Origin of the sequence: Pseudomonas sp. JDS28PS106, from assembly GCF_036706555.1 — a bacterium.
Classification (GTDB): Bacteria; Pseudomonadota; Gammaproteobacteria; order Pseudomonadales; family Pseudomonadaceae; genus Aquipseudomonas.
This window is the reverse complement of record NZ_JBAJGT010000009.1, coordinates 202,650-221,948: the sequence shown is the minus strand read 5'-3', so window position 1 is coordinate 221,948 and position 19,299 is coordinate 202,650. Positions and strand designations below refer to the sequence as shown.

Below are 19,299 nucleotides of genomic sequence, written 5' to 3'. Positions count from 1 at the left end.
GGATTACATCCACTACTACAACCATGAACGTATCAGCCTCAAGCTCAACGGCCTGAGTCCGGTACAATTTCGAACACAGGCGATGAATTTTTAACGTTTCTCGTCCAACTTTTGGGGGTCAGTCCAGGCTTTGGTTACTTTCCCCGAAAGGAAAGTGACCCGGCCGTAAGGGCCGGAACCAGAAGGTCCAGCACACGCGGTAATGGATATGCACCCAGACCTACGTCTCGCCACCTTAACGGTATCTGCATTACCGCCATTGCGGGTAAATGCGATCCCCATGTTTGCTGCGACAGCGCGGCGCCAGGGCGGCGGGCGGTCTCCTACGGAACGCATGTCCATGCAGAAGTCAAAGGACGTAGGAGCCAGCGGGCGGCGATCCGTCTTGCTGGCGATTAGCATTCCTGATTGCTGGCGAAGAATCAATCGCCAGCGAGCTGGCTCCTACGGATTGGGGAGCGCGGTTCGCTGGCTCCTAGCGCTGACCTTCCAGCGCATTGACCAGGTCATGGAAGGCTTCACGGTTGGAATCGTTCAGGCCCATGAGGATCTTGTGCGCTTCGAGGACCTTGGCCTTGACCACGTCTTCGCCCTGATCCTGCGACGGCAGGTCGGTCAGGCATTCAGGACAAGGAACCGGGTGATCGACGATATTGAAAACCTGGTCGAACCCCATCGACTGCAACAGGCGCGTGATGTCTTCGTGGGTAGTGACCACGGTTGGCAGCAATCCCACTTTCTGCCGGGACAGGATCGACAGCTTGGCCAGCAGCCCGAGCGTGGTGCTGTCGATGCTGCGAGTCTCGGTCAGATCGATCACCACGGCCGAGAAATTCAGAGCGGTGAAGATCCGCTCGATCGTCGCATCCAAGGCCGAACACAGCGTCAAGCGTACCTCGCCCACGAATTTGAGGACGAAGGTGCCTTCCTGTTCGGCGAACTGGATTCTACCGGTACTCATTCAAGATTCCTGCTTAACACTAACAAGGCGATATCATCCGGCATCTCCCCTAGCGTTGCCAATTCAAAAACCCGCTGCAAGCCATCCAGGCTGCCGCCGGCCGTCTTCACCAGTTCAGGGAGCACGGCCTCTTTCTCCTTGAGTGTATCACCGGGCAAAAGGTCCAGTATGCCGTCGGACAACAGGGTCAGACTGAACGACGCCGGCAATTCCAGCTCATGGTCCTGATAAGTCGCTTCGTTGAACAGACCCACCGGCAGACCGCGCCCCTGCAGGTACGTGGCCTGGCCGCCGCTGAACAACACCGGCAGGGGTAGATGCCCGCCTACCGCATAGGTCAGCTTGCCGGTCCCCTCGTCGATCACGCCCCCTACCATCGTGACATGCTTGCCCAGCTTGCAACTGATCAGGCCACGGTTGATGTGCCCCAGCACATCCGACGGCTTGAATTCGGGCAGTGTCCCGCCACGCTTCGACTCGAACAGCAGGCGCGTGGTCATGAACTTGAGCAGCACCGTGATGAACGCCGATGAAGCCCCATGGCCCGAAACATCCGCCAGGTAGAACGCCACTCGCCGCTCATCGACCCGGAAATAATCCACGAAATCGCCCGACAGGTACAACGACGGGATGATCTGGTGAGCGAACTGGAATTCGTCTATGGCCCAGGGGGTGATCGGCAGCATGTTCATCTGCACCTGACGCCCCGCGTCCTGGTCCTCCTGCAACAAGTGCAGGCTCGCTTCCAGTTCGCGATTGGCCGTTTCCAGCTTCTCGCGGTAAATCTGATTTTCCTTGAGCAGACGCGAGCGGTCCAGCGCACGGCGTACCGAGTGCTCCAGCACGGCCAGATCCTGCAACGGCTTGATGAGGTAATCGGCCGCGCCGAAGCGCAGGGCTTCGACCGCATCGCTCATCACACCGGCCCCTGACACCACGATCACCGGCGTCTGCGCGGAGATGCCCGTGACCTGACGAATCAGCTCCAGCCCGCCCATCTGCGGCATTCTCAAATCGCTGATGACCAGATCGGGGTGTTGCTGCTCGAATATTTCCAGACCCTGCAAGCCATTGCTCGCTTGCAGGACAGTGAATCCACTGTCTTCCAGATAGGCGGCGAGACTCGCGCGCACCACTTCGTCATCATCGATTATCAGCAGCGTAGCACTGGATTTTGGCATGGGGGCAAACGGCGCCAGATCAGGTTGGCGTAAACGGTCCGACTGCTGCGGGCCTGCTTACTGGATTCGCTTCTAGCCTCTCTGCAATGACCGTACGGGGCAAATGCCGGCCGCCGGTTCATCTCTCAGAGGTGCCCTTCAAGGCGCAGACGGTACTCCCATCCGCCGGGCGTTTCAAGCACAGGTCCGCGCGCCGTTTGCGTCTTTACATCACAAATCACCGGGAGTTATAAGAACCCTTGACTCCGCAATCAAAAGTGAAGGACAGCCTGTGAGCCGAACCGATCGAGACTACGAAGAAAAGCGGGATTTCATTCGCATGCGCGTCGATGCCGATGTCAGCCTGATTCACGCCGGACAGGTCGTGGCCGCGACATGCATCGACCTTTCAAGCTCAGGCATGCAGGTGCAGGCGCCCCGCTCTTTCAAGGTGGGCGACCGCATCAGTGTGCGGATCGACTCCGATCACCCGGCTCTCGCCGGCCTTGCGGCCGACACTGAAGTCGTGTGGGCCGAGGATCAGGACGGCGGCGGCCAGCGTCTGGGGCTGTCCATCGTCGCGATGCATTGAGCCACAACGGAACGGCTTCACATTTTCAGCAAAAAGGCGACCGAAGTCGCCTTGTTCACAATCAGGACCACAGGTCGATCAGAAATCGTCTTCGACCTGGCCGTCCTTGACCTTGAATTCGCGGTTCTGCAGATACGCATTGCGAATGAAGGTGTACTTGTCGCCGGTGATCATCTTCTCGGCCTGCAACAGGCTGGCACGGGTGTCGATCAGATTGACCGCCAGCGCCGAGTTGCGGGTCGGGACGTGATCGATATAGGGGTAAGGCGTGGTGTAGCTGTCCGGAACCCGGGAAAAGGTATCCCGGACAGTGCTCGGCCCCAGCAGCGGCAGCATCACGAAAGGACCGCTCGGTACGCCCCAGTAGCCCAGGGTCTGGCCGAAGTCTTCTTCGTTGCGCTGAAGCCCCATGTGGGTACCGACATCGATGAAGCCCAGCAGGCCGAACGTGGTGTTCACGATCAGGCGAGCGGTGTCGACGCCGGCGGCTTCGGGCTTGGCCTGCAACACGTTGTTGGCCAGGTTGCCCACATCGCCGATGTTGTTGAAGAAGTTGTGCACGCCATCTTCGACGAACTGCGGCGCGATGTACTGGTAGCCCTGGGCGATTGGCTTGAGGGTGTAAGTATCCAGAACATCGTTGAAGCGGAAGATCGCACGGTTCACGCCTTCCCAGGGATCGTCCTCGGCAGCCTGCACGGCAACCGGAGCCAGCACGAGGCCGGCGCACAGGGAAAGCTTGGCGAGACGTTTGACAAAGCCTGCACCAGTCACGGGCATAGCTGACACTCCTTATCGATATAGTGACGCGGGCGCTGCGCCCCCACTTCGCGAAGACGGCAGTATAAAGCGTTCCGCCTGAAATAAGGCAGTTCCGAAGGCACTTGTGTGCACGCCGCCGGTTCGATAAACACAATGTCCATTAGTTCATCGCACTGTCATACAACGCCGGTAGCGTGCGTTGATATTTCAGAGATATTTCCATGCTCGCGCCGGCTGCCGTCCCCTTGCCCGTTTTTCCTGCCCTGCTGTTCGGCCTAAGCGGCTGCCTGGTGGACTTCGGCGCCCAGGCGTCCCGGCCCGGCACGCACTCGGAGCCGTCGGAGCTGTGGTCCAAGGTCACGCCCGGCGCCGCCGGTATCCTACAGGCGCTCGAAGAACAGGGCGTGCCATGCGCCTGGATCGATGAATTGCCCGAGAGCGTCAGCCAGCCGTTGGCCGGATCGCTCAACGGCTGGATTTCCCCGGCTCCTCGTTGCGCCGCGCCCTGGCCTGCCCCGGATGCCTGCTGGCTGGCGCTGATGGCGCTGAAAGTCACGCGGCTCGATGGCTGCGTGCTGATCAGCGGTGACCCGCGCCTTCTGCAGTCAGGGCTCAACGCCGGCCTGTGGACCATTGGCCTGGCCTCCTGCGGACCACTATGCGGACTTTCCCCGACCAAATGGCAGGCGTTGGACGCCGCCGAGCGCGAGCGCCTGCGTGCCAATGCCACACTCAAGCTCTATGCGCTGGGCGTGCATTCGGTCATCGACCATCTGGGTGAACTGCCTTCATGCCTGAACGACATTGCGCTGCGCCGCGGCAAGGGCGAGAAGCCCTGAGGCGGTTTTCCCGCCAGTGGATTAGTCTTGAGACATCGGGACCTTTCGCCGGATGGCGGAGTCCATGGTTCAGACTTATCAGAGAAGGAGCACGCGATGCCTGCCCGCGAATTGCAAGAACAACTCAATACCCTGCGCGATCAGCTGGAGCAGAACCCGCCGCTTTCCGAACCCGAACGCGACAACCTGCGCGAGCTGATGCAACAAATTGAAACCAAAATCCAGCTGGAAAACGCGGCCCACGAACAGGATGCGAGCCTGGCCGATGGCGTGAACCTGGCGGTGGAGCGGTTCGAGCTGGAACATCCGGCCATTGCCGGTACGTTGCGCAATATCGTGCAGACGCTGGGGAATATCGGGATCTGATCGCCAGCAAGCTGGCTCCTACGGACACGTGGACGTAGGAGCCAGCTTGCTGGCGATACTTCCTACTGCCGAGCCAGCCGGCCGTTGTCCACCTTCAGCATTTCGGTGCTGCGATACGGATTGATATCCAGCCCGCCGCGTCTTACGTAACGCGCGTACACCGTCAGCCGCTCGGGCTTGAGGAGGCGCTGCAGGTCCATGAAGATGCGCTCGACGCACTGCTCATGAAAGTCGGAGTGCTGGCGGAAGCTGACGATGTACTCCAGCAGACTGGCATGATCCAACGCCGCGCCGCAGTACTCCACCGCCACGCTGCCCCAGTCCGGCTGGCTGGTGACCGGGCAATTGGACTTGAGCAGGTGGCTGTGCACGCTCTCCTCCACAATCCGCGAGTCGTCACACCGCAGAAGCTCGGGCTGCGGGTGGTCGTAGCTGCTGATCTGCACGTCCAGCTCGTCGATGCAGGTGCCCGGCAATACCGCCACGCCGTCATTTCCGACTTCCGCAAGACTCTGAATGCGCACGCTCACCGGCTTGCCGGCGGCCGCCGACAGATCCTGCTCCAGCGTCGCCTGCAATTGGGCACGGTCGGCGAACGCGGTCTGGTTCAACGAGTTGAGGTACAGCTTGAAGGATTTGGATTCGATGATGTTTGGCGAGTCCGCCGGAATCGCGAACTCACCGATCGCTACCACCGGCTTACCCGAAGGCAACAGCCAGGACATTTCATAGCAGTTCCAGAAATCCACACCTTGATAAGGCAGTGTCTCGGCCGTCAGTCCAAGCTCCGCCCATTTTGCCGCCCGTGGAATGGGAAACAGCAACGAGGGCGTATAGGTAGAGATGTACTCACTGGACTTGCCCAATGGCGAATGTTCGGCGGCGGGATGCATGGCGATACCTGAAGCTTGCGAAATAACCCGGCGAGTCTATAGGGTTTGGCCGGGGCTTTCAGCGAGAAATTGCGCCGCCCTGAACAGGGCGACGCAATACATCGTGCTTCACTCGTAGCGCAGCGCGTGCGCCGGCTCGACCTTGGCCGCGCGCCATGCCGGGTAGATGGTCGCCAGGAAGCTGAGGATGAATCCGGCGCTGCATATCAGCAGCACGTCGAAGCCTTGCAGCTCGGACGGCAGGTTACTGATGAAGTACACATCCGAGCTGAATACATGCTGGCCGCTGACTCGCTCGATCCAGACCACCAGACTGCTGACATTGAGCGCAGCGATGACGCCCAGCACGCCGCCGATCAATGTCCCTACCACTCCTATCACGGTGCCCTGGACCACGAAGATCCCCATGATCTGTCGAGGCGTGGCGCCGATGGTGCGCAGGATAGCGATGTCCGCGCCCTTGTCATTGACCACCATGATCAGCGTGGCGATGATGTTGAACGCCGCGACCGCCACGATCATCAACAGCAACAGCCCGATCATGGTCTTTTCCATCTTCATGGCGCTGAACAGGCTGCCCTGGGTGTGGGTCCAGTCATCGGCGCGATAGCCCTGCCCCAGCCCGGCGGCGATCGCCGACGACACTTGCGGCGCCTGATACAGGTCCTTGAGCGCCAGACGCACGCCCTGCACCTGACCCGGCTGCCAGCGCTGCATCTGCGCGGCGTCGGCGATGTTGATCAGCGCCATCGAGCCGTCCAGCTCGGCCCCGACCTTGAAGACTCCGACCACTGTCAGACGTTGCAGACGCGGCGTGATGCCGCCCGGCGCGCTGCTGACTTCCGGCACGATCAGGGTCAGCTTGTCACCCACGCTCAGGCGAAAACGACGCGCAGTAAGGTCGCCCAGGACCACGCCGAACTCGCCGGGCTTGAGGTCTTCGAGCTTTCCGCGAGTGATGTGCCGGGTCACGATGGAGACCTGGTGCTCCAGCGCGGGATCGACGCCGCTGATCTGGATCGGCTGCATCGACCCTTTGTAGGACAGCATGCCTTCCATCTCGGTAAGCGGCGCCGCAGCCGTGACCTGCGGATTTTTCAGCGCGGCTTCGGCTGTCGGCTTCCAGTCATCCAGCGGTGCGGTGCCGGCGATCATGGCATGGGGCACCATGCCCAGGATGCGCGAGCTCATTTCGCGCTGGAAGCCGTTCATGACCGACAGCACCACGATCATGGCCAGCACGCCCAGCGCGAGGCCGATCATCGAAGTCATGGAGATGAACGAGATAAAGTTCTTGCGGCGTTTGGCGCGGGTGTAGCGCAAGCCGATGAACGCGGGTAACGGTCTGAACATTCGCAAGCACCGTGTGAGAAATGGAAACCCGGCGCGCTCGATTGCGCCGGGTCGCGGGATCAGGCTTCGATGAGACGGCCGTCTTCCAGACGCAGGACGCGGTCCATCTGCCGGGCCAGACTCATGTCGTGGGTTACCACCAGAAAGGCGGTGCGCGACGACGTGCTCAGTTCCCGCATCAGGTCCTGGATGCCCTGCGCCGTATGGTGATCCAGGTTGCCGGTGGGCTCGTCGAGCATCACCAGCCCTGGCTGATTCACCAGCGCCCGGGCAATCGCTACGCGCTGCCGCTCACCACCGGACAGTTCAGCGGGCTTGTGTGCCAGACGATGCGACAGCCCTACCCGTTCCAGCAACGCAGTGGCGCGCTGACGAGCTTCGGGAATCGCGACCCGGCCGATCAGCAGCGGCATGCAGACGTTTTCCAGCGCGGTGAACTCGGGCAGCAGGTGGTGGAACTGGTAGACGAACCCCAGCGCCCGGTTGCGCAGCTGACCACGCGCCTTCTCGTTGAGCGCCGACAGTTCTTCGCCCGCCAGCCAGACACTGCCTTCGGACGGCGTGTCCAGGCCGCCCAGGAGATTGAGCAAGGTGCTCTTGCCCGAACCGGAACTGCCGACGATGGCGACCCGCTCACCGGCATGCAGCTCCAGCTGCAGGCCGGACAGCACGACCACCGACTCGGGGCCTTCTTCATAGGATTTGCCCAGGTTGCGGCAACTCAATACAGCTTTATCCAACATGCCCGACTCACTCATAACGTAACGCCTCTGCCGGCTGGGTGCGCGCGGCACGCCAGGCGGGATACAGGGTGGCGAGGAAACTCAGGACCAACGCAGCGCCGCAGACCTGGAGCACGTCCTGGGCCATCAGCTGCGAAGGCAGATAATCGATGAAGTACACGTCGGCATTCAGAAACTTGTGGCCGATCAGTTTTTCCAGCGCCGCGATCGCCGCGCTGACGTTAAGCGCGGCCAGGATGCCCAGCCCGGCGCCGATCAGGGTGCCTACAACGCCGATCACCGTGCCCTGGACCATGAAGATCGCCATGATTTGCCTGGGCGTGGAACCCAGCGTGCGCAGGATCGCAATGTCGCTTTTCTTGTCGTTCACCACCATGACCAGCGTGGAGATGATATTGAATGCCGCCACCGCGACGATCAGCAGCAGCAACAGACCGATCATGGCTTTTTCCATACGGATGGCCTGATACAGATTGCCGTGGGTCCGGGTCCAGTCGCGGGAATAGAAGCGGTTTTCGCCCAGTTTCTGGGCAATGTCCCAGGAGGTGCGCGGCGCGTCGAACAGGTCGGTGAATTTCAGGCGCAGACCCTGGACCTGATCGGGCTTCCAGCGGTGCAACCGGCCGAGGTCGTCCAGGTTGGTCAGGCCCAGAAAGCCGTCGATTTCACCGGCGCCGACGTGAAAGATGCCCGTCACTTCGAAGCGCTTCATGCGTGGAAACATGCCCGCCGGGGTGATGGTCACTTCAGGCGCCACGAAGGTCAGCTTGTCGCCGACGCCCACGCCCAGTTTGGCGGCGGCCTTGTCACCGATCATGATGCCGAAGCTGCCCGGCGCCAGACTGTCCAGCCGGCCCTCGCGCACGAAACTGTCGATGATCGACACGTTGCGCTCCTGGGCCGGATCGATGCCGTTGAGCAGGACTTTCTGGACCTTGCCGTCATGGGTCAGCAGGCCCTGCATCTGGGTGAAGGGCGCGACGGCCTCCACCTGCGGATTGCCACGAACCTGCTCGGCCAGCCCGCGCCAGTCGCTGATCGGATCGCCGGACTCGATGGTCGCATGGGGCACCATGCCCAATACACGGGTACGCATTTCGTGGTCGAAGCCGTTCATGACCGACAGCACGACGATCATCACCACGACACCCAGTGCCAGGCCGATCATCGATGTCAGGGAAATGAAGGAAACGAAATGATTGCGTCGTTTGGCACGGGTGTAGCGCGTGCCGATGAAAACAAAGAGAGGTCTGAACATTAGGGAATTTGTTCGCAGGAATGGGGCGTCCGTATGGCGGGGCTCGACGTGCGGCTTTACACTCGAAGCACTCGAACATCTCCGACCACCGCCGCTACCATGGGTTCGCCATGTCGACATTAGATGAAGAAGAACGCCGCGAATACTACCGTATCGAAGACAGGGTCGCACTGGAAATTCACCCGCTGTCAGCATCCGCGGAGGCCGACGAGCAGGCCGCTCCAGACACTTCTGCGCTATTCGATCTGCTGAGCGAGTTGCATATCAGCGAGTTCGAATCCCAGCACCTGCTGCGTCAGCTCGATGAGCGGGACCGGGTGCTCAACGGCTTTCTCAAGGCGCTCAGCAAGCGCATCGACCTGCTCAGTCGGGTTATCGCGCACACCGCGATGGGCGAGATCGGCGAGCCGCAACCGGTGAAACTGTCCGAAGGCGGCGTGGAATTCGAATCGTTGCAGGATTTTGCGCCCGGCCAGTTGCTGTCGGTCAAGATGGTGCTGATGCCCCAGGCCTCCGGCCTGCTGTTGCGCGCCCGTGTCACCCACTGCGACACCATCGCCGCCGACCGCCATCTGATCGGTACCGAATTCGTCGATCTGCCGGACGCTCAGCGCCAACTGCTGGCGCGACATGTTCTGCAACGCCAGGCGCAACAGCGGCGTCAGGCACTCGAACAGAGCGCCGCGCCCGGCGCCTGACGGCCTGCTTTTCCCCAGACCTACTACGTAATCGGCGCCTTTCAGGCCAGGAGTAATCGTGACCCTCATTTACGGCCACCGCGGCGCCAAGGGCGAAGCACCGGAAAACACCCTCAACAGCTTCAAGCAATGCCTGAGTCACGGCGTTCGCCGCTGCGAGCTGGACCTGCATCTTTCCAGGGACGGCGAGCTGATGGTCATCCATGACCCGACGCTCAAGCGCACCACCGAGCGGCGTGGCAGAGTCAGCGAGCATGACGCTGCTGACCTGGTGAAATACGATGCGCGCAAGGGCGGGCCGGGCTGGGTATCGCCCTGCCCGATCCCGCGCCTGGAAGAACTGTTCGAGCAGTGCGACTTCGAACACTGGCAGCTCGAAGTCAAAAGCGCATCACGCACGCGTGCCGCCAACACGGTGCTGGCGATTCGCGAACTGGCCCAGCGTCACGACCTGCTGGAGCGCATCACCATCACTTCAAGCTCGCGCGAGGTGCTGCGCGCGGCAACGGAGCTGACGCCGGACATTTCCCGAGGACTGGTCGCGGAATACGCCTGGCTCGATCCGCTGAAGGTCGCGCAGAACTATGGATGCGAGATTCTGGCGCTGAACTGGACGCTGTGCACGCCCGAGCGCCTGGCGAAGGCCCAGCGGCAGGGGTTGCATGTGTCGGTATGGACCGTCAACGAGCCCGCGCTGATGCGCAGGCTCGCCGACTTCGGCGCTGACAGCCTGATTACAGACTTTCCCGGTTTGGCCACTGCCACGCTCGGGAATCGCTGAAATCGGTCTCTCCGGCCGGCTCAGGCCACCGGCCGGAGCCGCTCAAAAAAGCCGGTTCAGGCCGTCGTAGGCCGCTACCCGATAGGCTTCGGCCATGGTCGGATAGTTGAAGGTGGTGTTGACGAAATACTTGATGCTGTTGGCCGGGCCTTCCTGACTCATGATCGCCTGACCGATGTGGAGAATCTCGGAAGCCTGGTCGCCGAAGCAGTGCACGCCCAGCACTTCCAGGGTCTCGCGATGAAACAGGATCTTGAGCATGCCGACCCGCTCGCCGGAAATCTGCGCCCGCGCCATGCCCTTGAAGAACGCCTTGCCCACTTCGTACGGCACCTTGGCTTGAGTGAGTTCGTGTTCGTTCTTGCCGATCGAGCTGATCTCCGGGATGGTGTAGATGCCGGTCGGCACGTCATTGACGTAACGCCAGCTGCCATTGTCGACGACGCTGCCAGCGGCCGAGCGGCCCTGGTCATAGGCCGCGCTCGCCAGACTCGGCCAGCCGATCACGTCGCCCGCGCCGTACACGTTGGAAACGCTGGTACGGTAATACTCGTCGACCTCGATCTGACCACGGCTATTGGCTTTGAGACCGATGTTCTCCAGCCCCAGCCGGTCGGTATTGCCGGTACGGCCGTTGCACCACAGCAGCGCGTCGGCCTTGATCTTCTTGCCCGACTTGAGGTGCAGGATCACGCCGTTTTCCAGGCCCTCGACCCGCTCGTACTCTTCGTTATGGCGAACCATCACGTTGTTGTTGCTGAAGTGATAGCTCAGTGCCTGGGAAATTTCCGTGTCCAGGAAGCTCAGCAACTGGTCGCGGTTGTCCACCAGCTCGACCAGCACACCCAGGCCGCTGAAGATGGACGCGTATTCGCAACCGATGACCCCGGCGCCGTAAACGATCAGCTTGCGCGGCGTATGGCCCAGGCTGAGGATGGTGTCGCTGTCGTAGATGCGCTTGTGGCTGAAGTCGATGTCCGCCGGACGATACGGACGCGAACCGGTGGCGATGATGATCTGGTTGGCAACCAGCTTTTCCACTACGCCGTTGGTGCAGACCACATTGATGCTGGTTTCATCGGCGAAGCTGCCGGTTCCGAAAAACACATCGACGCGATTGCGGGCGTAGTAACTGGTGCGCGAAGCAACCTGCTTGGAGATGACCCGCTCGGCGTTCTTGAGGACATCGGGAAACGAGAACCAGCGCGGCTCGCCAATGGCCCGGAACATGGGGTTGGTATTGAACTGGATGATCTGCTTGACCGCGTGACGCAACGCCTTCGACGGGATGGTGCCCAAGTGCGTGCAGTTACCGCCTACCTGCCGGCGACTGTCGACCATCGCGACCTTGCGCCCCGCCTTCGCAGCGTTCATCGCCGCGCCTTCTCCCGCGGGGCCGGAACCCAGCACCACCACGTCGTAGTTATAGACAGCCATGCGTACTCCTTCAGAACGGACCGAGGCGCCACTCCGGCATCTTCGGCTTAATCACGCGGCGCAGTCTAGCGCTGCTTCGACGCTGCGAACATTAACCCTTGGTCGCGTCGAAGGCCAATTTTTGTGGCCGCACAGCGAGGCCTTCGAGCATCGCACGCCGCGCATCCCCTCGACAGCGACGCAGGATTCCTGCGGGCCTCGCAGGGCACACCCGGTTGCAGTGACGCGCTCAAAAGACGCCATATACGCCTTGTCAAGGCACAAAATGCCGCACAGAGGCGCTGAAACGGTTGTTCCAAGGATGTTTTACACATACTGTTACAAATGCAGCAGATGCCGAAAAGGTTTCGCAGCAACGACGGGACCACAACGATAACTGCTACCCGATAAGCCTGAGCGAGTGAATTCAATGGCCTCCACCACCAGTAAAGGCAAGGCGATCTTTCGCGTTGTCAGCGGTAACTTTCTAGAGATGTTTGACTTCATGGTCTATGGCTTCTACGCCACAGCCATCGCCAAGACCTTTTTCCCCTCCGACAGTGCGTTCGCCTCGCTGATGCTGTCGCTGGCGACCTTCGGCGCGGGATTTTTGATGCGCCCACTGGGCGCGATCTTTCTCGGCGCCTACATCGACCGTCACGGTCGACGCCAGGGTCTGATCATTACTCTCGCGCTGATGGCGATGGGCACTCTGCTGATCGCCTGCGTGCCGGGCTACGCCACCATCGGCGTGGCAGCGCCTCTGCTGGTACTGCTCGGCCGTCTGCTGCAAGGCTTCTCAGCCGGCGTGGAACTGGGCGGGGTGTCGGTGTATCTGGCCGAAATCTCCACGCCCGGCCGCAAGGGTTTCTTCGTCAGCTGGCAATCGGCAAGCCAGCAGGCAGCCGTGGTCTTCGCAGGCCTGCTGGGTGTCGCGCTCAATCACTGGCTTGATCCCGCGCAGATGGGTGAATGGGGCTGGCGCGTACCTTTCCTGGTCGGCTGCCTGATCGTGCCGGCGATTTTCGTGATCCGCCGCTCGCTGGAAGAATCCCCTGAGTTTACGGCTCGCAAACATCGCCCCACGCTGGGCGAAGTGGTGCGCTCCATCGGCCAGAACTTCGGCCTGGTGCTGGGCGGCATGGCGCTGGTAGTCATGACCACCGTGAGCTTTTACCTGATCACGGCCTATACCCCGACTTTCGGCAAAAACGAACTGCACCTGTCCGACCTGGACAGCTTGCTGGTGACGGTATGTGTCGGTGTTTCCAACTTCATCTGGCTGCCGGTCATGGGCGCTTTTTCCGATCGCGTCGGCCGCAAGCCGCTGCTGATCGGCGCGACCGTGCTGGCGATCGCCACCGCCTACCCTGCCCTGTCCTGGCTGGTGGCCCATCCCAGCTTTGGCAATCTGCTGATGGTCGAGCTGTGGCTCTCGTTCCTGTACGGTTCGTACAATGGCGCGATGGTCGTGGCGCTGACCGAAATCATGCCGGTGGACGTGCGCACTACCGGGTTCTCGCTCGCTTACAGCCTCGCGACCGCGACCTTTGGCGGTTTCACGCCCGCAGCCTGCACCTACCTCATTCATGAGCTGGGCAACAAGGCGGCGCCAGGGATCTGGCTGACCGGCGCTGCGGTGCTAGGGCTGATCGCGACCCTGGTGTTGTTCCGCCGCGGCGGCCAACAGCTGGAGGCACCGGTCGCCGCCTGATCCAGCAATAGCGGAAACAAAAATGCCCCGAACCAGTCGGGGCATTTTTTATTCGAAAGTTACAGCTTCAGTCAGCCGTTACTTCGGGAAAGCCGGTGGGTTGACGCCCGCCATGTCTTCCATCACGCGAACCACCTGGCAGCTATAACCGAACTCGTTGTCGTACCAGACGTACAGCACAGCGCGGTTGTCGTTGACGATGGTCGCTTCGGCATCCACGACACCGGCGTGACGCGAACCCACGAAGTCGGTGGAAACCACTTCCTGCGAGTTGACGAAGTCGATCTGGCGATGCAGTTCGGAATCCAGCGCCATGTGACGCAGGTACTCGTTCATTTCTTCGCGAGTGGTCTGCTTGTCGAGGTTCAGGTTCAGGATCGCCATCGACACGTTCGGCGTCGGTACGCGGATCGCGTTGCCGGTCAGCTTGCCGGCCAGCTCAGGCAGGGCCTTGGCTGCGGCGGTGGCGGCACCGGTCTCGGTGATGACCATGTTCAGCGCGGCGCTGCGGCCACGGCGATCGCCCTTGTGGAAGTTGTCGATCAGGTTCTGGTCGTTGGTGTACGAGTGAACGGTTTCGACGTGGCCGTTGACGATGCCGAACTTGTCGTTGACCGCCTTGAGCACCGGCACGATGGCGTTGGTGGTGCAGGACGCCGCCGACACGATCTTGTCATCGGCGGTGATTTCGCCGTGATTGATGCCGTGCACGATGTTCTTCAGCTTGCCCTTGCCCGGCGCGGTCAGGACCACGCGGTCGATACCTGGGCAGGCCAGGTGCTGACCCAGACCGTCGGCATCGCGCCATACACCGGTGTTGTCCACCAGCAGGGCGTTCTGGATGCCGTACTGGGTGTAGTCCACCTCGGTGGGGTTCTTGGCGTAGATGACCTGGATCAGGTTGCCGTTCGCGGTGATGGTGTTGTTGGCTTCATCGACCGTGATGGTGCCGTCGAACGGACCGTGAACCGAGTCACGACGCAGCAGGCTGGCGCGCTTGATCAGGTCGTTGTCGGAACCCTTGCGCACGACGATGGCACGCAGACGCAGGCCTTCGCCGCCACCGGTCTTCTCGATCAGGATGCGGGCCAGCAGGCGACCGATCCGGCCGAAACCATACAGCACCACGTCAGTGCCCTTGCGAGGACTGGCGCTCTGCTGACCCACGACACTGGCCAGTTCTTCACGCACGAACTGCTCGGCGCTGCGGCCGTTGCCTTCGGTCTTGTACTTGACGGCCAGCTTGCCCAGATCCACGGAAGCGGCGCCCAGCTTGAGCTCGCTCATCGCCTTGAGCAGCGGGAAAGTCTCGTGTACGGACAGCTCGCAGGCGTCGGCCTGGCGGTGACGGGCGAAGCGATGGGCTTTGAGAATCGCGATCACCGATCGATTGATCAGGGTACGTCCATAGATCGAGCTCACCACGTTGTTATTGCGGTAGAGCTGACCGATAAGCGGGATCATCGCCTCGGCGAGGGCTTCACGATCGATCCATTCACCAAGACACTGGTCGGGCTTCTGAGTCACGGGAACCTTCCACATGTAGGGGCTGAAAAAAGGGGCTACATTATGACTTCGCCCATGTTTATAGGCAATGAGCGACTGTCAGATCTTTGCCTGCTACATAAGTTCAGGGTGACAAATTCGCGCAAATGTATTCGAAACCTGACAGCCGACACCTTCGCCCGCTACAATCGCGGCCCCTGTCGCAATGCCTGGAGCCCGACCTTCCGTGCCAGTTCTGCGTCTACCGCATCTTCCGGCCACCGCCGGCAAACACTACTGGGGCAATCTCCCCGGTGCCGCCCTGAGCCTGGCCATCGCCGAGGCCGCCAGCGCCGCCCGGCGCTTTACCTTGCTGCTCACCGCCGACAGCCAGAGCGCGGAGCGTCTGGAACAGGAGCTGAAGTTCTTCGCCCCTGACCTGCCGGTCCTGCATTTCCCCGACTGGGAAACCCTGCCCTATGACCTGTTCTCGCCGCATCAGGACATCATTTCGCAGCGAATCGCCAGCCTTTACCGGCTTCCCGAACTGGACCATGGCGTTTTGGTAGTACCTGTCACCACGGCCCTACATAGACTGGCACCGACCAAATTCCTGCTGGGCAGCAGCCTGGTCCTGGACGTCGGTCAGAAGCTTGACGTAGAGGCCATGCGCGCACGTCTGGAGGCCAGCGGCTACCGGTACGTCGACACGGTCTACGAGCATGGCGAGTTCACCGTGCGCGGAGCCCTGATCGACCTGTTCCCCATGGGCAGCAAGGTGCCTTACCGCATTGATCTGTTCGACGACGAGATCGAGACGCTGCGCACCTTCGATCCCGAGACCCAGCGCTCCATCGACAAGGTCGACTCGGTGCGACTGCTGCCGGCCCGCGAGTTTCCCCTGCAGAAAGACCAGGTCACCCGCTTCAAGGCGCGCTACCGCGAGCGCTTCGACGTCGACTTCCGCCGCAGCCCACTGCTCCAGGACCTGAGCAGTGGCATCACGCCGGCGGGTATCGAGTACTACATTCCGCTGTTCTTCGAAGAAACTTCGACCCTGTTCGATTACCTGCCCCAGGACACCCAGGTGTTCTCCCTGCCGGGCATCGAACAGGCTGCCGAGAATTTCTGGAACGACGTGCGCAACCGCTACGAAGACCGTCGCGTCGACCCCATGCGCCCGCTGCTGCCGCCGGTCGAGCTGTTCCTGCCGGTGGAAGACTGCTTTGCGCGCCTGAAAAGCTGGCCGCGTGTGGTTGCCAGCGAACAGGACGTCGAATCGGGCACAGGCCGTGAACGCTTCGACGCCCGCGAGCTGCCGGACCTGGCCATCGAAGCCAAGGCCAGCCAGCCGCTGGCGGCCTTGTCCGGTTTTCTGGACCAGTTCCCGGGCCGGGTGCTGTTCACCGCCGAGTCGGCCGGCCGCCGGGAGGTGCTGCTCGAACTGCTCGAACGCCTCAAGCTGCGCCCCAAAACCGTCGACAGCTGGGGGGAGTTCGCGACCGGCAAGGAGCGCCTGGCGATCACCATCGCGCCGCTGGACAAGGGTCTGGTCCTGGAAGATCCGGCCATCGCCCTGATCGCCGAAAGCCCGCTGTTCGGCCAGCGAGTGATGCAACGCCGCCGCCGTGAAAAACGCACCGACGGTGGCAACAACGACGCGGTGATCAAGAACCTCACCGAGCTGCGCGAGGGAGCGCCGGTGGTGCATATCGACCACGGCGTCGGGCGCTACCTGGGGCTGGCGACGCTGGAAGTCGAAAACCAGGTCGCGGAATTCCTGATGCTGGCCTACGCCGACGACGCCAAGCTGTACGTCCCGGTCGCGAACCTGCATCTGATCGCCCGCTACACCGGCAGCGACGACGAAATGGCGCCGCTGCATCGTCTGGGTTCCGAAGCCTGGCAGAAAGCCAAGCGCAAGGCCGCCGAGCAGGTGCGCGATGTGGCCGCGGAGCTGCTCGACATCTACGCACGCCGCGCCGCGCGCGAAGGCTATGCGTTCGACGACCCCAAGGCCGACTACGCGACTTTCGCGGCAGGTTTCCCGTTCGAGGAAACGCCCGACCAGCAGAGCACCATCGAGGCGGTTCGCGCCGACATGCTCGCGCCACGCCCCATGGACCGGCTGGTGTGCGGCGACGTGGGTTTCGGCAAGACCGAAGTGGCGATGCGTGCGGCGTTCATCGCGGTCCATGGAGGGCGTCAGGTGGCACTGCTGGTGCCCACCACCCTGCTGGCCCAGCAGCACTACAACAGTTTCCGCGACCGTTTCGCCGACTGGCCGGTGCGGGTCGAGGTGATGAGTCGCTTCAAGTCCGCCAAGGAGGTCAACGCGGCCGTCGCCGATCTGGCCGAGGGCAAGATCGACATCGTGATCGGCACCCACAAGCTGCTGCAGGACGATGTGAAGATCAAGAACCTGGGGCTGGTGATCATCGACGAGGAACACCGTTTCGGCGTGCGCCAGAAGGAACAGCTCAAGGCGCTGCGCAGCGAAGTCGACATCCTGACCCTGACCGCCACGCCGATTCCGCGCACGCTGAACATGGCCGTGTCGGGCATGCGCGACCTGTCGATCATCGCCACGCCGCCGGCGCGGCGTCTGTCGGTGCGCACCTTCGTGATGGAGCAGAACAAGCCCACCGTGAAGGAAGCCCTGCTGCGCGAGCTGTTGCGCGGTGGCCAGGTCTATTACCTGCACAACGACGTCAAGACCATCGAGAAATGCGCGGCCGACCTGGCCGAGCTGGTTCCCGAGGCGCGCATCGGCATCGGTCACGGCCAGATGCGCGAGCGTGAACTCGAACAGGTGATGAGCGATTTCTACCACAAGCGCTTCAACGTGCTGATCGCCTCGACCATCATCGAAACCGGCATCGACGTGCCGAGCGCCAACACCATCATCATCGAGCGGGCCGACAAGTTCGGCCTGGCGCAGCTGCACCAGCTGCGCGGTCGCGTCGGGCGCAGTCACCACCAGGCCTATGCGTACCTGCTGACACCGCCCCGCAAGCAGATCACGCCGGATGCCGAGAAGCGCCTGGAAGCCATCGCCAACACCCAGGACCTGGGCGCCGGCTTCGTGCTGGCGACCAACGACCTGGAAATTCGCGGCGCCGGCGAACTGCTCGGCGAAGGCCAGAGCGGGCAGATCCAGGCGGTGGGCTTCACGCTGTATATGGAAATGCTCGAACGCGCGGTCAAGTCGATCCGCAAGGGCGAACAGCCGAATCTGGAGCAGCCACTAGGTGGCGGGCCGGAGATCAACCTGCGGGTGCCCGCGCTGATTCCCGAAGCCTACCTGCCGGACGTTCATACCCGCCTGATCCTCTACAAGCGCATCGCCAATGCCGCCGACGAAGACGGCCTCAAGGATCTCCAGGTGGAGATGATCGACCGTTTCGGCCTGCTGCCCGAAGCCGCCAAGAGCCTGGTGCGCATTACCAGCCTCAAGCTGAAGGCCGAGCAGCTGGGTATCAAGAAGATCGACGCCGGCCCGCAGGGTGGCCGTATCGAATTCGCCGCCGACACGCCGGTCGACCCGCTGACCCTGATCAAGCTGATCCAGAGCCAGCCCAACCGCTACAAGTTCGAAGGCGCGACGCTGTTCAAGTTCTCGGTCCCCATGGAGCGCCCGGACGAGCGCTTCAATACGATCGAGGCACTGCTCGAGCGCCTGACCCCGAAAACCGCCAAGGATTGATTCATGCGTCTGTTTCGTTCATTGATGTTGTTGTTGACGCTTGTCGCACCCGCCGCCTTCGCAGACGGCTCGTATCAGGTCGAGATGATCCTGTTCCGCCAGAACGGCGAGCCACCGGCCACCCGGCAGTTCGCTCCCGAGGACTGGGATGCCGGCGCCCCCAGGGTAGGCCCCGAAAACGAACGCAGCCCTACCATGAATGACGTTGCGTCCCGCCTGCAGGACAGCGGCGACTATCAGGTGCTGTTGCAGCGCGCCTGGCGCCAGACGCTGGGGGAGCAGCCCTCTGCCATGGCGGTCACCGGTGGCGAGGAACGTTTGGGACACTTCCCTATCGAAGGCACCATCAGCATTGCGCTGGCGCGCTTCACTGACATTGCCGCAGACTTCTGGGTCAATCAGCTCGACGCCCATGGCGTTCTGGCCGGCAGCGAACGGATGAAACAGACCGTACGGGTCAGGAACGGTGAACTGACGTACCTGGACAACGGCAGCCTGGCGCTGCTGGTCCGGATTTCTCCTCTGTAGGTTTCCAGGAGCGCCATGGCGCTCCCTTTCTTTTGAGCATCGCT

The 19,299-nt window shown here is 61.9% G+C and carries 18 protein-coding genes; 9 read left to right on the top strand and 9 right to left on the bottom strand.

The genetic code is table 11. The features are described from left to right. On the top strand, positions 1 to 94 hold a 94-nt coding region (locus tag TRP66_RS16665; RefSeq protein WP_333399869.1), incomplete at its 5' end, for an IS3 family transposase. A 381-nt stretch (positions 95 to 475) separates the two neighbouring features. Here TRP66_RS16665 and rssC read toward each other — a convergent pair. Next, a complete protein-coding gene (gene rssC, locus TRP66_RS16660; RefSeq protein WP_333404715.1) occupies positions 476 to 961 on the bottom strand; it encodes an anti-sigma factor antagonist RssC in 486 nt (161 codons plus the stop codon). Further along, a complete protein-coding gene (gene rssB / locus TRP66_RS16655; protein ID WP_333404713.1) occupies positions 958 to 2,142 on the bottom strand; it encodes a two-component system response regulator RssB in 1,185 nt (394 codons plus the stop codon). The genes rssC and rssB overlap by 4 nt, the downstream gene beginning before the upstream one ends. A 271-nt stretch (positions 2,143 to 2,413) precedes the next feature. On the opposite strand from rssB, the gene TRP66_RS16650 reads away from it, so the two are divergent. After that, positions 2,414 to 2,713 (top strand): PilZ domain-containing protein, encoded by a 300-nt coding sequence (locus TRP66_RS16650; protein WP_333404711.1) that lies wholly within the window; start codon positions 2,414 to 2,416, stop codon positions 2,711 to 2,713. Between the two features lie 78 nt (positions 2,714 to 2,791). Here TRP66_RS16650 and TRP66_RS16645 read toward each other — a convergent pair whose 3' ends face one another. After that, positions 2,792 to 3,493 (bottom strand): MlaA family lipoprotein, encoded by a 702-nt coding sequence (locus TRP66_RS16645; protein WP_333404709.1) that lies wholly within the window; start codon positions 3,491 to 3,493, stop codon positions 2,792 to 2,794. 203 nt (positions 3,494 to 3,696) lie between these two features. Here TRP66_RS16645 and TRP66_RS16640 point away from each other — a divergent pair, with 203 nt between their 5' ends. Beyond that, positions 3,697 to 4,314 (top strand): HAD family phosphatase, encoded by a 618-nt coding sequence (locus TRP66_RS16640; RefSeq protein WP_333404707.1) that lies wholly within the window; start codon positions 3,697 to 3,699, stop codon positions 4,312 to 4,314. 96 nt (positions 4,315 to 4,410) lie between these two features. After that, on the top strand, positions 4,411 to 4,680 hold the full coding sequence (locus tag TRP66_RS16635; protein ID WP_333404705.1) for a DUF4404 family protein: 270 nt from the start codon (positions 4,411 to 4,413) through the stop codon (positions 4,678 to 4,680). Positions 4,681 to 4,742: 62 nt separating this feature from the next. Here the strand turns inward: TRP66_RS16635 and queF are convergent, their stop codons facing one another. From queF to TRP66_RS16615, 4 genes are all read right to left on the bottom strand, one after another. Next, on the bottom strand, positions 4,743 to 5,573 hold the full coding sequence (gene queF, locus TRP66_RS16630) for an NADPH-dependent 7-cyano-7-deazaguanine reductase QueF (RefSeq protein WP_333404703.1): 831 nt from the start codon (positions 5,571 to 5,573) through the stop codon (positions 4,743 to 4,745). A 108-nt stretch (positions 5,574 to 5,681) separates the two neighbouring features. Continuing rightward, a complete protein-coding gene (locus tag TRP66_RS16625) occupies positions 5,682 to 6,926 on the bottom strand; it encodes a lipoprotein-releasing ABC transporter permease subunit (protein ID WP_333404701.1) in 1,245 nt (414 codons plus the stop codon). A 59-nt stretch (positions 6,927 to 6,985) separates the two neighbouring features. Then, positions 6,986 to 7,669 carry a lipoprotein-releasing ABC transporter ATP-binding protein LolD gene (gene lolD, locus TRP66_RS16620; RefSeq protein WP_333404699.1) on the bottom strand — a complete coding sequence of 228 codons (684 nt, stop codon included), beginning with the start codon at positions 7,667 to 7,669 and terminating at the stop codon, positions 6,986 to 6,988. Between the two features lie 7 nt (positions 7,670 to 7,676). Then, positions 7,677 to 8,927 carry a lipoprotein-releasing ABC transporter permease subunit gene (locus tag TRP66_RS16615; protein WP_333404697.1) on the bottom strand — a complete coding sequence of 417 codons (1,251 nt, stop codon included), beginning with the start codon at positions 8,925 to 8,927 and terminating at the stop codon, positions 7,677 to 7,679. 110 nt (positions 8,928 to 9,037) lie between these two features. Here TRP66_RS16615 and TRP66_RS16610 point away from each other — a divergent pair, with 110 nt between their 5' ends. Then, a complete protein-coding gene (locus TRP66_RS16610; protein WP_333404695.1) occupies positions 9,038 to 9,625 on the top strand; it encodes a PilZ domain-containing protein in 588 nt (195 codons plus the stop codon). A 58-nt stretch (positions 9,626 to 9,683) separates the two neighbouring features. After that, positions 9,684 to 10,406 (top strand): glycerophosphodiester phosphodiesterase, encoded by a 723-nt coding sequence (locus TRP66_RS16605; RefSeq protein ID WP_333404694.1) that lies wholly within the window; start codon positions 9,684 to 9,686, stop codon positions 10,404 to 10,406. Between the two features lie 42 nt (positions 10,407 to 10,448). On the opposite strand, the gene sthA is transcribed toward TRP66_RS16605, so the two are convergent. Beyond that, positions 10,449 to 11,843, bottom strand: a complete 1,395-nt coding sequence (sthA, locus tag TRP66_RS16600) for a Si-specific NAD(P)(+) transhydrogenase (RefSeq protein WP_333404692.1) — start codon at positions 11,841 to 11,843, stop codon at positions 10,449 to 10,451. 409 nt (positions 11,844 to 12,252) lie between these two features. On the opposite strand from sthA, the gene TRP66_RS16595 reads away from it, so the two are divergent. Next, complete coding sequence (locus TRP66_RS16595; protein ID WP_333404691.1) at positions 12,253 to 13,536, top strand: MFS transporter; 1,284 nt, start codon at positions 12,253 to 12,255, stop codon at positions 13,534 to 13,536. Positions 13,537 to 13,614: 78 nt separating this feature from the next. Here the strand turns inward: TRP66_RS16595 and TRP66_RS16590 are convergent, their stop codons facing one another. Continuing rightward, positions 13,615 to 15,078, bottom strand: coding sequence for a glyceraldehyde-3-phosphate dehydrogenase (locus tag TRP66_RS16590; RefSeq protein WP_333404689.1), 1,464 nt, complete (start codon positions 15,076 to 15,078; stop codon positions 13,615 to 13,617). Positions 15,079 to 15,268: 190 nt separating this feature from the next. On the opposite strand from TRP66_RS16590, the gene mfd reads away from it, so the two are divergent. Together mfd and TRP66_RS16580 are read left to right on the top strand one after the other, a co-directional pair. Next, positions 15,269 to 18,727: a transcription-repair coupling factor gene (mfd, locus tag TRP66_RS16585; RefSeq protein WP_333404687.1), complete on the top strand. Its 3,459-nt coding sequence runs from the start codon at positions 15,269 to 15,271 to the stop codon at positions 18,725 to 18,727. Positions 18,728 to 18,730: 3 nt separating this feature from the next. Continuing rightward, complete coding sequence (locus tag TRP66_RS16580; protein WP_333404685.1) at positions 18,731 to 19,255, top strand: CsiV family protein; 525 nt, start codon at positions 18,731 to 18,733, stop codon at positions 19,253 to 19,255. The last annotated feature ends 44 nt before the right edge of the window (positions 19,256 to 19,299 follow it).

Coding starts and splice junctions, on each gene's coding strand:
- rssB (WP_333404713.1), bottom strand. CDS start 2,142: ATGCCAAAATCCAGTGCTACGCTGCTGATAATCGATGATGACGAAGTG.
- sthA (WP_333404692.1), bottom strand. CDS start 11,843: ATGGCTGTCTATAACTACGACGTGGTGGTGCTGGGTTCCGGCCCCGCG.
- TRP66_RS16640 (WP_333404707.1), top strand. CDS start 3,697: ATGCTCGCGCCGGCTGCCGTCCCCTTGCCCGTTTTTCCTGCCCTGCTG.
- TRP66_RS16610 (WP_333404695.1), top strand. CDS start 9,038: ATGTCGACATTAGATGAAGAAGAACGCCGCGAATACTACCGTATCGAA.
- TRP66_RS16615 (WP_333404697.1), bottom strand. CDS start 8,927: ATGTTCAGACCTCTCTTTGTTTTCATCGGCACGCGCTACACCCGTGCC.
- TRP66_RS16645 (WP_333404709.1), bottom strand. CDS start 3,493: ATGCCCGTGACTGGTGCAGGCTTTGTCAAACGTCTCGCCAAGCTTTCC.
- TRP66_RS16625 (WP_333404701.1), bottom strand. CDS start 6,926: ATGTTCAGACCGTTACCCGCGTTCATCGGCTTGCGCTACACCCGCGCC.
- TRP66_RS16595 (WP_333404691.1), top strand. CDS start 12,253: ATGGCCTCCACCACCAGTAAAGGCAAGGCGATCTTTCGCGTTGTCAGC.
- TRP66_RS16635 (WP_333404705.1), top strand. CDS start 4,411: ATGCCTGCCCGCGAATTGCAAGAACAACTCAATACCCTGCGCGATCAG.
- rssC (WP_333404715.1), bottom strand. CDS start 961: ATGAGTACCGGTAGAATCCAGTTCGCCGAACAGGAAGGCACCTTCGTC.
- TRP66_RS16580 (WP_333404685.1), top strand. CDS start 18,731: ATGCGTCTGTTTCGTTCATTGATGTTGTTGTTGACGCTTGTCGCACCC.
- lolD (WP_333404699.1), bottom strand. CDS start 7,669: ATGTTGGATAAAGCTGTATTGAGTTGCCGCAACCTGGGCAAATCCTAT.
- TRP66_RS16590 (WP_333404689.1), bottom strand. CDS start 15,078: ATGTGGAAGGTTCCCGTGACTCAGAAGCCCGACCAGTGTCTTGGTGAA.
- queF (WP_333404703.1), bottom strand. CDS start 5,573: ATGCATCCCGCCGCCGAACATTCGCCATTGGGCAAGTCCAGTGAGTAC.